The 12,285-nt window shown below is 72.2% G+C and carries 15 protein-coding genes; all 15 read right to left on the bottom strand.

The features are described from left to right. Positions 1 to 432, bottom strand: coding sequence for a minor capsid protein (locus CP973_RS00300; RefSeq protein WP_150236546.1), 432 nt, complete (start codon positions 430 to 432; stop codon positions 1 to 3). Beyond that, complete coding sequence (locus CP973_RS00295) at positions 432 to 785, bottom strand: hypothetical protein (RefSeq protein ID WP_150236464.1); 354 nt, start codon at positions 783 to 785, stop codon at positions 432 to 434. The genes CP973_RS00300 and CP973_RS00295 overlap by 1 nt, the downstream gene beginning before the upstream one ends. After that, complete coding sequence (locus CP973_RS00290; protein ID WP_341874779.1) at positions 782 to 1,093, bottom strand: hypothetical protein; 312 nt, start codon at positions 1,091 to 1,093, stop codon at positions 782 to 784. Before CP973_RS00290 ends, CP973_RS00295 begins: the two co-directional genes overlap by 4 nt. 5 nt (positions 1,094 to 1,098) lie before the next feature. Then, positions 1,099 to 1,494 (bottom strand): head-tail connector protein, encoded by a 396-nt coding sequence (locus CP973_RS00285; protein ID WP_150236544.1) that lies wholly within the window; start codon positions 1,492 to 1,494, stop codon positions 1,099 to 1,101. A gap of 5 nt (positions 1,495 to 1,499) precedes the next feature. Next, positions 1,500 to 2,480, bottom strand: coding sequence for a major capsid protein (locus CP973_RS00280; RefSeq protein WP_150236542.1), 981 nt, complete (start codon positions 2,478 to 2,480; stop codon positions 1,500 to 1,502). A gap of 20 nt (positions 2,481 to 2,500) precedes the next feature. Continuing rightward, a complete protein-coding gene (locus tag CP973_RS00275; RefSeq protein WP_150236541.1) occupies positions 2,501 to 3,112 on the bottom strand; it encodes a hypothetical protein in 612 nt (203 codons plus the stop codon). Positions 3,113 to 3,210: 98 nt separating this feature from the next. Further along, positions 3,211 to 3,384: an Rmf/CrpP fold protein gene (locus CP973_RS39790; protein ID WP_167538243.1), complete on the bottom strand. Its 174-nt coding sequence runs from the start codon at positions 3,382 to 3,384 to the stop codon at positions 3,211 to 3,213. Between the two features lie 2 nt (positions 3,385 to 3,386). Next, on the bottom strand, positions 3,387 to 5,348 hold the full coding sequence (locus tag CP973_RS00270) for a phage minor capsid protein (RefSeq protein ID WP_150236539.1): 1,962 nt from the start codon (positions 5,346 to 5,348) through the stop codon (positions 3,387 to 3,389). A 12-nt stretch (positions 5,349 to 5,360) separates the two neighbouring features. Beyond that, positions 5,361 to 6,842: a phage portal protein gene (locus CP973_RS00265; protein WP_150236537.1), complete on the bottom strand. Its 1,482-nt coding sequence runs from the start codon at positions 6,840 to 6,842 to the stop codon at positions 5,361 to 5,363. Then, entirely contained in the window at positions 6,829 to 7,002 is a 174-nt protein-coding gene (locus CP973_RS39785; RefSeq protein WP_167538244.1) for a hypothetical protein, read from the bottom strand. The genes CP973_RS00265 and CP973_RS39785 overlap by 14 nt, the downstream gene beginning before the upstream one ends. Next, positions 7,002 to 8,288 (bottom strand): PBSX family phage terminase large subunit, encoded by a 1,287-nt coding sequence (locus tag CP973_RS00260; protein WP_150236535.1) that lies wholly within the window; start codon positions 8,286 to 8,288, stop codon positions 7,002 to 7,004. Before CP973_RS00260 ends, CP973_RS39785 begins: the two co-directional genes overlap by 1 nt. Positions 8,289 to 8,291: 3 nt before the next feature. Continuing rightward, positions 8,292 to 8,816 (bottom strand): helix-turn-helix domain-containing protein, encoded by a 525-nt coding sequence (locus tag CP973_RS00255; RefSeq protein WP_150236533.1) that lies wholly within the window; start codon positions 8,814 to 8,816, stop codon positions 8,292 to 8,294. A gap of 300 nt (positions 8,817 to 9,116) precedes the next feature. Then, positions 9,117 to 9,809, bottom strand: a complete 693-nt coding sequence (locus CP973_RS00250; RefSeq protein WP_150236531.1) for a hypothetical protein — start codon at positions 9,807 to 9,809, stop codon at positions 9,117 to 9,119. 59 nt (positions 9,810 to 9,868) lie between these two features. Next, positions 9,869 to 11,260, bottom strand: a complete 1,392-nt coding sequence (locus tag CP973_RS00245; RefSeq protein ID WP_150236529.1) for a hypothetical protein — start codon at positions 11,258 to 11,260, stop codon at positions 9,869 to 9,871. A 178-nt stretch (positions 11,261 to 11,438) separates the two neighbouring features. Continuing rightward, entirely contained in the window at positions 11,439 to 12,284 is an 846-nt protein-coding gene (locus tag CP973_RS00240) for a hypothetical protein (protein WP_150236527.1), read from the bottom strand. Between the last annotated feature and the right edge of the window lies 1 nt (position 12,285).

The following is a 12,285-nucleotide window of genomic DNA, read 5'->3' as shown; positions in this document are numbered from 1 at the left end:
CTATTCCAGATGTCGGGCCGCGCGGTGGGCGCGGGCGTAGTAGTTGCTGCTGCGCTCCGCGCGCCCGGAGCCGTCGGCGCCGATCGGGGCGGCCGAGTTGCGGTAGATGAGCTGCACCCATGCCGCGCCCCAGTGGTGGGGGCCGGAGCCGTGCAGCACGTCGAGCACCTGGTCGTCGAGGGCGTCGACTTCGCGCGGGTCCGGCCCGGCGCGGGTGCGCACCTGTATGCCGGTGGTGGTGTCGGTCAGGGCCGCGGACTCCTCGACCGGGTACGCGGACAGGCAGATGACCCGGTCGGGCACGGGAGGAGTGGCGGCAATGGTGATGGCGGTCTCGCCGGCCGCGTACACGCCGTCGGGCCGGTAGGTGCCGACGCCTGCGGTGTCGAGCAGGCGGGCGAGACCGTCGAGCAGGTCGACGGTGTAGGACATCAGCGCAGCGCCCGCCGGACCTGTGCGGCGATCAACGCCTGCACGGTGTCGGTCGAGCCCGGCAGGACGCGTTCGAGGTACTTGGCGGTGCGGCCGGGGTCGTGCCGGGCGGTCATGTCCTCGTGCACGCGGCGGGCGTACGGGGTGTCGTACGACACCGCGGCCGTACGGCGGCGCGCGTCCACACTGGTCGCGCCGCTTCGTTCGAGGGTGCCCTCCTCGATCGGCACCAGCTGGCGGCTGAGCTGGAGGACGTGTTCGGCGCCGAGCAGGGCGCCGCGGGTGGCGGCCTGCCGCAGTGCCTCGCTGACGGCGGCCCCGTTCCAGTTCAGTTCGGCGCGCGGTCCGCTCATTCGCAGGTCACCTCCGTGCAGGCGGGCACCGGCAGACCGGGCGCGGTGTGGTGGGCGGTGGTGATCGCGGTGGTGGTGCGCCCGTCGGGGAGCGTGATGCGGCTGCCGGGCGGGCAGTCGAGCAGGGGGCCGGCGACGATCGTTGCCGAGGCGGTGACCTGCCGACCGTCCGGGGCTCGCACCATGCGGGCCGTCTCGTCGATCATCGCGGGCACGTTCGGGATGGCGTGGCGGTACTGGGGCCCGTAGGCGCTCTCCCCCGCGTACGGCTCGACCGTGATGCGGTGGCGCAGCAGTACCTCGGGCACGCGGGTCACCACGCGATCACCCGGCCCGGGGTCAGTCCGGCGCGGCGCAGGATGCGGTCGGCGCGCGGCGCCAACTCCACCCCGGTCGCGGCCGGCGGGCGCGCGGTGCGCCCCGACAGGCTGACGGGCCCGATCGATACGGAGTCCCAGTGATCGCCTGCGCCGGTGCCGTCGGTGCCAGCGGAGGCCCAGTATTCGACCTGTGCGCAGGTGGCGCGGGCGAGGACTTCGGCGGTCGTCGGGTCGGTGGGGTCGCCGTCCGCGTCGACCGGATACACGGCGGTCAGCAGGGCCGAATCGATGTCCTCGGACGCGCGGGCGAGCAGCCGCTCGGCGTCGTCCGGTGCAGCGGTCCCGGTCCACGCGGCGAGCTGTTCGGGCGTGGCGTAGGGGCGGCGCATGAACGTTACGCCCCGCCGGTGCCGGTGCCCTGGTTGACCTTGATGCCGCGCCACACAGCGGCGGCCTTCGTCGCCTTGAGCGCGACGGCAACCGGACCGAGTTCCACCTCGCCCTTCTTGACGGCGCCGGCGGTGGCGAAGTCCGGGAGCCACTGCCGTACCAGGTTGCTGCCGACGGTCGAGACACCGTGGAAACCGTCGAGGCCGAGGCGGACGGCGTACAGGTCGGTGGTGCCGGTCTTGGCGTCGATGCCGATCACGGGGTCGGCGCTGCCAGCCTTGGCGCCCAGGTCCACAAACGGGATGCCGTTGTACGCCTCGACGGTCTGCCCGAACGCGTTCTCGCTGCGGGTGTAGTAGCCGGCCCGGCGGGCGAGGCTGCGTACGCGGGCGATGGTCTTCTTGTTGCCGAGCAGCGCGCTCGGGGTGTCGTCCAGCAGGCCGAGGAATTCGTCGAGGGAGTCGAGGGCGTTGTGTGCGGCGGCCTGGTCGGCGGGGGTCGACCAGTCGGCGGCCGGCTTGTATTCGGTGGCGGACCCGGTGAGGATCTTGGAAAGGCCCTCGAATCCTGTGGCGGTCGCTGTGTTGCGGGTGCCGTTGATGACCTGGTCGGAGAAGAACGCCCGCGCGCTCTTGATCGTCTGGTTCATCTGGAAGGTGGTTTCCGCGGTGGCGGCGGGGCCGAGGTTGGACAGGACGCGGTCGATCTCGAACGCGCCGCCAAGTACCGCAAGGTCGACGCTCGCGCGGGTCCGCTTGGCCTGCTCGGTGCTGTACTCCGAGTTCAGCGGGCGGAAGGCGGCGCCGCGCTCAGTGACGAGTCGGGTGTATCCGTAGGTGAGCGTCGCGCCGCCCCCGGCGGGGTTCACGACATCATCGAAGGTCAGGTTGTCGAGCAGCCAACTCGACTTGCGGAACTCATCAATCACCATGAGGTCGATGTCGTCCTGCGTGTTCAGCTTGGCGTCGGCGAGGGTGATAGCCATGGGCGGGTGTCTCCAGTGGTTCAGCCGCCGAGGCGGGCGGCGATGGCGTCATGCAGGGTGGCGGGCCGACGCTCGGGCGTGGTGCCGGTGAAGTCGGCGCCGCCCTTGGCCGGACCGGGAGCGGCGGCGCGCAGGTGCGGGGCGGCTTCAACGGCGGTCTTGATCACCTCGGCGAGCTTGTCGCCGAAAGCCTTGTCGTCGGGGTCGAGGTCGGCGAGCTGCTGCGCGACGGTGCGGGAGTCGAGCAGGCGGGCGGGGTCGGCGCCGGCGGTGTGCGCGGCCTGGTGCGCGGCCAGCTCGACACGGAGCTGCCGCGCCTCGGCGCGGGCCTGGTCGCGCTCGGCGGCGGCCTGCTCGGCCAGACGTGCCGGGTCGGCTTCGCCGTCGGCGCCCTCCGGGTCGAGGACCTTGCGCAGAGCGGCGAGCAGGTCGTCGCGCTCGGTGGCGGCCTGCTGGGCTGCCTGCTCGGCGGCGCTCACGCGCTGCTCGGCGGCCGGGTCGGCGGCCGGGGCCGTGGGGGCGTTGTCGGCCGGCGCGGTCGGAGGGCTGTTCGGCGGTGCCGCGGGCGGGGTGCCCCCGGCGTCGGCGCTGGGCGCGCCCTGCTGTCCGCTGGCGGTGCCGGTCTCGCTCATGCGTGGTGCTCCTGGTGCTGGGCCCGCGCCGGGCGGGCGTGCGGGCATACGAAAGGGGCCCGCGCCTGGCGGGCCCCGGGGTGTGTCGGTGGGTGGTGCTACTGGTCGTCTTCGCGGCCGGGCGCGGGTGGCGCGGCGCGGGTGTATCCGCGAATCCACGCGGAGCGCAGCAGGGAGTCACGCGGGTACGGGCAGGTGGACGGCCGGTCGCCGCGGCGTCGGGCCTCGGCCCCGGCGGTGACGGCCCGGATGACCTGCTCGCGCGTTCCCATGCTCACCTCTTGTTTTGGTGGTCCGACTCGTTCTTACGGGCGCCCTCGGCCCATCGCTGCCGTTCACCGGTCACGGACTCGATGAACTCAGCTTGTGTCAGCCGGCCGTGCTCCGCCCACCATGCCCGCAGCTCGTCGGAGGCGCGGGCGTGCGCGATGCGCGCGGGCCCGGAGAACAGCGACACGGGATCGTGGCCGGCCTGCTCAGCCTGCTTGTTGAGCAGTACGCCGCGTAGGTCTTCCTCGGCCGCGAGGTACTGGCGCATTACGTACTCGTCGTACATCTGCCGTGCGACCCGGCGCGTGACGCGCGGGACCTGCTCCGGCTCGTCCGTCGGAGCGTGGCGTGCCGCGCGCGTGGTCCGCTGGGCGGCGCGCTCCTGCTCGACCAGTGCGGCCCAGGTGTCGTCATCGGCGAGGGCCGCCCACCCGTCCGGATCGGGGGCGGGGGCGAGCAGGTCGTCGAGGGCGGCGCGGTCGGCGATCAGGTCCTCGACGGCGTCGCCGCTGCGCGCGGGCGCGGGCAGGGGCTCGGGCGGGTACCGCCGGTCGAATTCGGCGGCGATCCGGGCGAGGTCGCCGGCCCTCCCGTGGCGCATCGCTTCGGCGAGGTCGTCGTCGGCAACCGCCGACAGATCGCCGGTCCGTACGCGGTCGAGCAGGGCCTCGCGGTCGCGGCGGTCCGCCTCCGTGGCGATTCGGTCGCGGGCGCGGTCGTCGAGCACGCCGGGCCGCATGGCGGCGCCGAGCTGGTCGTCGGACATCTCCCGCAGCGTGCCGTCGTCACCGGCGCGCACGCGGGCGGCCTGCATGAAGTCGTCCGGCGCGGTCTTGGTCCTGGCGGGCAGGTTCGAGGCGCCGGGCTGTTCCCGGTGGCGCAGACGGCGGAGGTCCGGGTGTGCGGCGAGGTGGTCGCGCATGGCGCCTTGCCACTGCCTGACTTTGGCCTCGGCGGCGCGTTTGGCCTCGGGCGTGGTCGCGGCGGCGGCGCGGTTCTTGTGCCGGCGGATGTGCCGCTCGATTGCCCGCTGCCGCTGTCCAGCCTCATACCCGGCCGGGTCCGGCTCCGGCTCCTCAACGCGCGTCAGACCAGGGGTGTAAGAGGAGACGCTGTGGCGGCAGTTGGGGTGCTGAAGTCCGGCGCGGCGGGCCTCGTCGAGCGACCCGGCCACGTCCACACGGATCATGCGGCCGTCGTCGAGGGCGTGCTCGACCTCGACCGTACGGGCCCCGTCCGGCCCGCCAATGGACAGGATGCGGCGCTCCCACGGGCGGCACAGCGGACACTCACGCGGCGAGTTGGAGACGATCACCAGGTCTATGCCCGCGTCGGCGAGGGTGGTCATGTGCGCCTCGGTCGCGGCCCGCGCAACGCTGGTGCGCACCGCCATTTCGGCGTACGCGGTCAGTGACCAGCGGCGCCCGGCCCGGTCCCGGAACGAGGAGATCCCCCGGTCGGCGAACCGCTGCATGGCCTGCTGCGTGGCCTGGCGGCGCGTCTCGGTGCCGAGCAGGGGCGCCGCGGTGACCTCGGCAACAACCTGCCGATACCCATCCTCGACGGCCCGCAGAATGCCGCGGTGGGTCGAGGTGACGGTGTCGATGGTCTCGGCGGCGAGGCGGTCGACGGCCCGCGCGTGCGGGGTCCGCTCGGCCACCGTCCGCCGATCCTCATCCGGCAAGGCGTCGAGTTCTTCGAGGGCGGAGGCGCGGCCGGCGTCGTACGCCTCAGCCACGGCGTGCCGTACCTCGGTGTCGACGGTCCCGGCGAGGGCGCCAAGCAGCACGTCGGCCGCGCGCCGCAAGGGCGACAGGGCGGCGAGTTTGGCGACGGCCCACCCGGGCGCGTCCAGCCCTGCGGCGAGCTGCCGCGCACACAGTTCGAGCAGCTGCCGCTCGACACCGGCGTACAGGTCCGCGGTCACCGCGGCGAGGTATTCGACCTGGTCGGGGGACACGGGCATGTGCACCCCCGATCAGGCGGCGAGCGGAAACGCTCCGACAGGGTCGGGGGCGGCCTGCCCGGTCTCCGCATGGATGCGGGCAACCTCTTCGGCAACGGCGGTGTCGTCCCAGTCCGGATGCAGCGCGCGTACCTTGGTGTCGGTGCTGACGGCCTGCGCCTGCTGGAGCAGGGAGAGCGTCTGTGCGACCGATTGCGGGTCCTCGCTGACAGCGTCCCCGAACACGATGCGGGGCCGGTCGACCACGAGACTCGGAGTGAACAGCGCACGGTCGAGGCGCAGCATGACGAACAGGATGTGCGCGAGCGCGGGGCGCCAGTAGCGCGACTTCTTGTCACGCGTGATCATCGACCGTCGCTCGCGGGCGTTGACCTCGGTCGCGGTGACGGCGCCGCCCTGGTCGCCGAGCCCGAACGACTGGGCGGAGTACCCGGCGGACCGTACGGCCTGCTGCACGAGCGAGTCGGCCGTCGACTGGTGTTCGGTGACCCTGATCGCGAACTGCGACAAGGTGATCCCCGACCCGCCCTCGGTCGGCGGGATCGACAGGGCTTGCCAGATTTCCCGGTCGTCGTCGAAGCTCGCGCCGCGCCCGGGGCCGTGGTCGCGCAGGTATCCGTCGGGGACGATCAGCCGCGCGCGGGCGAGCCGGATGTCGCGCAGCCAGCTCGACCACGTCTCGTCAAGCGCGTCCATGAGGTCATGAAGCGGGGCGGCGTAGTCGGAGCGGCCGAACGGGCTCCTGCGGTGGCGCCGGTTGGGCTTGATGTTGGGGACGTAGGCGGCGGTGAGTTCGTCGATGCCGGTCTCGATCGTGTCGCCCTCGGGGCCGAGAGAGTCGGCGAGGGCGGCGACCTCGGGGTGCTCGGTGAGCGGCACGCGGCGGCCGAGGCGGTCGGCGGTGCCCTCGTACAGGCCGTGCAGAATGCGGCCGGGCTCATGCCGTTCGAGGTGGCGCCACACGGTCGCCTCGGTCGAAGCGAGTTCGCGCCAGAAGGTGACGCCGGTCAGTTGCCCCCAGCGGAATTCGGGCGCGGCCTGGTCGGCGTGCACGACAGTCAGCAGCGGCCGGGGCGCCAGGGAGGCATCCCAGGTGACGCGCAGGTACACGCCGCCGAGGGCGGCGGCGACCTCGGCCGCCTCAAGCAGGGTGTTCTCGATGCCTCCAGCCTCGACAAGGTCCGCAAGCCGATCCTGCGTGCCAGCGTCGTCGACAGTGAACGTGGGCGGTTCGGAGAACAGGAGATCGGCGGACGTGGTGGCGATGTCGCCGGCGAGCGGGATATGCAGGCGGGTATCGCGCTGCCCGGGCTGCTGCTGGCGGTGGCGGGCCCACAGCCGGCGCCGCCCGTCCTCGCGCCTCTGCTGGTGCTGGTAGATGTCGGCGAGGCGCTTGCGGTCCCCGGAGTACCACGCGTCATCGACGCGCATCTCGCGGTACAGCGGGGCGAGCTGCGGCGGCGGCCACGCTGCGCCGTTCTCAGGAAGCGTCATCGTCGCTGCTCCCGTCTCCGGCGAGGTCGAATGCCTCAGCGGCGGCCCGCAGCATGTCGGCGATACAGACACCGATGTTGTCGCGGGGCGTGAGGCTCAGAGTGCCGAGGTTGCCGGTGTGGTCGCCGACGGTGAGCGACACGGGCATGTGGACAGTCATCACGCGGCGGCAGCCTCCTTCGGTGGTGCGGTGAGAAGGTGGCGCCACTCGTGAGCGGTCGAGTGGATGACGTACCGCAACGCGTCGCACGAGTGGTCGTCGACCTTCAAGGGGGCGTCCTCACCACGCGCGGTGGCCTTCGGATCCCAGCTGTAGCCAGGCAGTTCGTCGAGCAGGCCCTCGCACGACTCGTGTACGAGCAGGCGGCCGGCGGCGAGCAGGCTCGACACAGAGCGAATGCCGGATGCGACCTCGTTCGAGGCACGGGCGATGCCGGGGTAGCCGTCCTGCCACAACTGGGTGAGAAACGATTTTGCGGAAGGGTCGATGAACGTCCACTCCGGCGTCACGCCCTGGTCGTCCGGGCCGGCGGACGGGTGGGACCACTCGGCCAGCCATTCCCGTACGGCGGCGCTGTACTGCGCGTCGGTCATGCTGCGGTGCGTGGCGCGGGAGTCATGGCGCCACTCGGCGGCCACGTACAGCCGGCCGTCGACTCCCTCGCCCAACAGGACGGCGGCGAACGGGTTCGTCGTGCCGTAGTCGATGCCGACGTGATACCGGCGCATGTCCGGCAGGTCCGTGACGACGTGGCGCGCCTGGTCCCACATGTCGTAGATGGCGCCCTCAGCGACGCACCACGCCCCGTCGATCATCCGCCGTCGCCACAGACCGACGTATTCGGCGGCGAGGTCGGCGACGTACTCGGCCGACAACGACGGGTTGTCGGACAGGCGGAAGTGCCACGCGCGCAGGTTCAGCTCGCCGACGCGGTCGAGATACTGCGTCTTGAGCCAGTGCCGCGGCGAGTCCGGGTTCGTCGTCGCGTACAGGCGCGCGCCCGGCACGGACAGACGTGCGAGGAGCTGCGTCCAAAAACCCTCGGGGACCAGGGTGGCCTCATCGACGTAGGCGAGCTGCGCGGTCAGGCCGCGGAGCCTGCCCTCGGCGCGGGCGTCGGCGGCACCGATCAGGTGGACGGTGCGCCCGAGAATCGTTGCGGTGGTGGCGCCGCGGGTGTGGACGATGTGCCGGGCGAGGGGCCCGAACAGGGCCCGGTCTTGCAGGGGTTCGAGCACGTTGCGCTCGATCGTCTGGAGGCTGCGCCCACAGACGATGATCAGACCGGACGGGCCCGCGGTAGCAACCGCGATGACGAATGCCAGCAGAGACGCGATCGTCTTGCCGGACCGTACGGACCCATGCCACAGGTTGATCCGGGCCGTGGCCTGCCCGACCGAGCGAAGCTGTTTGCGGGAGAGGGGAAGCGCGTCGAGGTTGAGCAACGCTCACCCCCCGTCGGCGCCTCCATCGTCGTCCGGGTCGCCGGCGGCGCGGGCCAACGCTTCGCCGAGCGTGCCGAGCATCGATCGGACCTGGTCGGCGCCCTCGCCGCCCTCGGCCGGGGCGAGGCGTAGTGACTGCTGGATGGCGGTGCCGGCCGCGGCGATGATGGCGCGCTGATCAGCGAACCTCGGCTTGTCGAGGTACGCCTCGTGCCACTCACCATCGCGGCCCGCGAACTCCCCGTAGGTGGTGGGCTCCCATAGCTGCGCCCGCAGACGCTCGGCGTCGACGTGCAGGGCCTCGGCGAGCTGGGCACGGCGGGCGGCGAGGTCGATGCGACGCGCTTCGGTGGCGGCGACGACCTCGGGCCCCCGCTCGAAGGTGAGGGGCGGTTCGAAGGCGGCGGCGATCTTGGACACGGTCGACGGGCTGCGCCCGATGGCGCGGGCGATCTCGTTGCGGGCCTTGCCCTGTCCATGCAGGCGGCGCACCGCGGCGCGGTCTGTGTCAGTGATGGGGCGCGCCATGGGGTGTCACCTCCTGCACGGGTTGGGCAAGCGAAACGCCCCGCCACCGGGGGGATGGTGGCGGGGCGTTGCGAGGGGCCCCGTGCGTCCGTTTTCGGGCACGCTGGGGACGCCCCGAATTAGATCACAGATTGATAACGGCCTGCAAGCGGGGTCGTGGGTCGGGCGCGCGCGAGGCGCCGCGCGTCCGGTCGCCCGGCGGCTGGGTAGGGTTGGTGCCGGCCGCGGTGGGGCTTGCTCCCATCGTGGTTAGTCGGGCCCGTACGGCGGTGAGGTCGCCAGTACGGGCCCGCGCTGCTGCTACTGCTGATCGCCGGTGGTGCGCTGCTTGGCTTCCCGCTCCTCGATGGCCTTACGAAAGTCGGCGAGGTACTGCTCGACCGCCGCGCGGTCCTTCTCGGGCGTGTTGGCGAGGTCCGCCTCAAGGCGGGCGAGGGATTCGCGCGGGTCAGTATCGCTCGCGGCGTCGTTGTCGAGGCCGCGCTCAATCCAGAAGCGAGCGGCCTTCCGGCGCTCTTCGCGGATGATGCCGTACACGCGGGATTCGGTGAGGCCGATTTCGTCGGCGATCTGGCGCGGGTGCTTGCCGCGGTTGGCCTCGCGCATGATCACACGGGGCGTGGCGGCCTGGGCGGCTTCGCCGGCGAGGCGGAGCGTGCGCACGTCGTCGAGGCTCAGCTCGTCGGCGAGCTGGTTGACGTAGCCGGGGCGCTGGTCGCGCTGGGCGTAGTGCTCGGCGATCTCCTGTACGTATTCGAGGGGGTCGGCGTCGGTCGGGTTGGGGTCGCCTGCGAGGGCGCGTGCGGCTGCCGACTCTCGTTCGTACTGATCCATCACCGCGCGAATCTGCTCATACACCTTCCCGAGGGAAGGTGCGGTTTTCGACGGGTTACGCCGCACGTGACGGCTGATCTCCCCCGAAGTCCTCGGGCGCTCATCAGGGGGCGTTGCAGTCGGCTCGTTGCTCTGCTTGGAGGTCTGGTTGTCGGGCACGTTGCTGCTCCTGTGGGTAAGACGGGGCCCGCCCCTGACCGGGGCGGGCCTGTCGGGGGTTACTCGGTGGGCCGGTAGGCGAAAACGCACTGCGAGGATCGCAACATGCGTTCCGTCTTCCACCCGGCGGCCTTGATCTTGTCGGCGAGGATGTCGAGGCACGGGCCGTGCCACGGGTCGTCACGCCGGATGTTGCGCCCCTCTTCGAGCCAGTAAAGGGCGACGCAGCCATGTCCGCGGGGGTCGATGACGTACCCACGTACGTCGCGCTCGTCGTCGTTGGGCTCGGAGAAGTCGTGTCGGTCGGTGAGCGTGGCGGGGCGAAGCGGCGTCAAGGCTTCGCGTGCGGCGATCACGTCCGGGTTCGCAGCGTCCTTCGGGGCGCTTCCCTTGGCGGTACCAGCGTGCGTCACGACAACACCCTCGATCACACGGAGGTCGGGCGCCTGCTCGGCGGGTTGGCAGTTGCCGGCGATCCACTCGGCGCCTCCCTCGACGACGACGCGGGTCGGTTCGCCGGTGCGCTTGACCGTGTCCTCGATGGTGCGCTCGACGCCGTCGGCGCACACGACGCGGGAACCGGGAGCGAATAGCGCGCCCTGCTCGACGGGCGACTCGATGGTGAACAGGGCATCGTCGGTCGGCTGCTCGCCTATCCACTCCTCACGCCATGTGCCGGCGGCCTCGTCCTCGTCGCTGGCCTGCTCGGCGTCGATAGCCTCGCGGGCGATCGGGTCGGCCTCCCGCCACTGGTCGAGGGCGGTCCCCAGCTCGGCGAGGGCGGCGCGCCATTCGGGGTCGGTCGGGTCGGGGTTCGTGCGTACACGCTCGGCGGCGCGGTTGCTGCGTGCACGGGCGGCCTCGGCCTCACTCCGCCGCGTGCCGTTGCTGCTTGACGGGCGCCGAATCCATGTCCACGGATCGACCAGGAAACCGGGGTTTGGGGTCGCCTCATCGGCCGGGGGTGTGGCCTGCTCGGTGTCGGCCTGCTCGACGGTCTCGGCGAGGTCGACCGCGGCGGCGGCGAGGGGCGAGGCGGCGGCGAGGGCGCGGGCATAGGCGCGCTCCTCGGCGGCCCGGACGCACGGGGCGCACAGTTCGGGGGCCTGGTCGTCGAGGCCGTCGGTGTACTCGGTGACCTCGCGCCCGCACAGGGTCTCGTCGGTCATGGGCGAGTAGTGCACTCGGCGGCCCTTGCCGACAGTGGCGTACCGGACACCGGCGCGCTCACGGAGGGTGGGGCCGTGGATGTCGCGGTCGGCGACGGTCTGCTCGGCGGCGACGCGGTCGCGCTGCTCCGCCTTGGCGCACACCTGGCACACGCCGTTCACGTACCGGTCTTCGGTGGGCTTGGCTTCGAGGGTGCGCCCGCAGTAGCTCGCGGAGGTGCCGGGGCGGCGGTAGTGGCCGGCGCCGCGGCTGCGGGGGTTGGCGGGGCGGTAGATGTCCATGGGGCTTGCTCCCTTGGTCGTGGTGTGCCGGGTGAGGTCCGGCAGGTCGCCGGGTGAGGTCCGGCGAGCCTCACTGTAGCGGCTTGTGTTGCTGCTACACAAGGGGTTTCACAAATGGATACACAAAGGGGCGCCGCTCAACGTCGGCGCCCCGGTGGGTAGTTGTAGGGTGACCGCCCTACGCGGCCTGTCGACTCGCTTCGAGGACAGGCCACAGCGCAGTCAGATCCGGCCCCCACCACGCACGGCGCCGGCGGCTGTCAAGGTCGACGGGCGCCTCACACTCCGGGCCGGTCGAGCATTCGACGACGGCCTCGACGCCGGGCTGGGTATAGCCGATGAGCTGTCCGCCGCACCATGGGCACGGGTCGGGGAGCGGGGTCGTGCGCCGGTCGAGGTTGAGGGCTCGCTCGATGGTGAGGCGCGCGCGGCGCGCGGTGGCGGCGATCTCGTCGAGCAGGCGTGGCGGCGTCGGCGCGAACAGGTCGGCAGCGGGCTCGTTAAGGGCCCGGCCTTCGAGCCATACGGCGGCCCAGTGCAATCCGTGCGCGCGGCTGCCGGAGGATGCGGCGCGGCCGGTGACCGATGCGCTGTGCGTGGGCAGGTGCCAGCGTGCCGGGTCGGTACGGTCCCGCGCGTCCTCGACGCTGCGCACGGGGTGGGCCGGGTGCGGTACGCGGCGTACGGGGCGCTGGACCTGGTCGGCGACGCGGTCGGCGAGGGTGAACAGCGACTCGCGAACCTCAACGGTGGCGTCGAGGGCGGCGAGGTTTAGGGGCGCGGGGTGGGCGCGCGCGGCCAGTGCCAGCCTCTCTACGTGGTGCTCGATCGCTATGTCGTCGCCGGTCGGTCCGTCGTTGTCGGTGGCGAGTTGGTCGAGGAAGCCGCGGGCCTCACGCGGTGGCCACTCGGCGGCCGGGCGGCGCTCGATGGCGGCGAGCAGGTCGCCCCACTGGGTGCGGATCGCTGTCAAGTCCTCTCGGGCGCGGGCGGCGACGGGCGAGGGGGCGAGGCTGGGTGTCACG

Origin of the sequence: Streptomyces albofaciens JCM 4342 (genome assembly GCF_008634025.1) — a bacterium.
GTDB lineage: Bacteria > Actinomycetota > Actinomycetes > Streptomycetales > Streptomycetaceae > Streptomyces > Streptomyces albofaciens.
The sequence above is the reverse complement of the archived record's forward strand: the minus strand, read 5'-3'. Positions and strand labels throughout refer to the sequence as shown.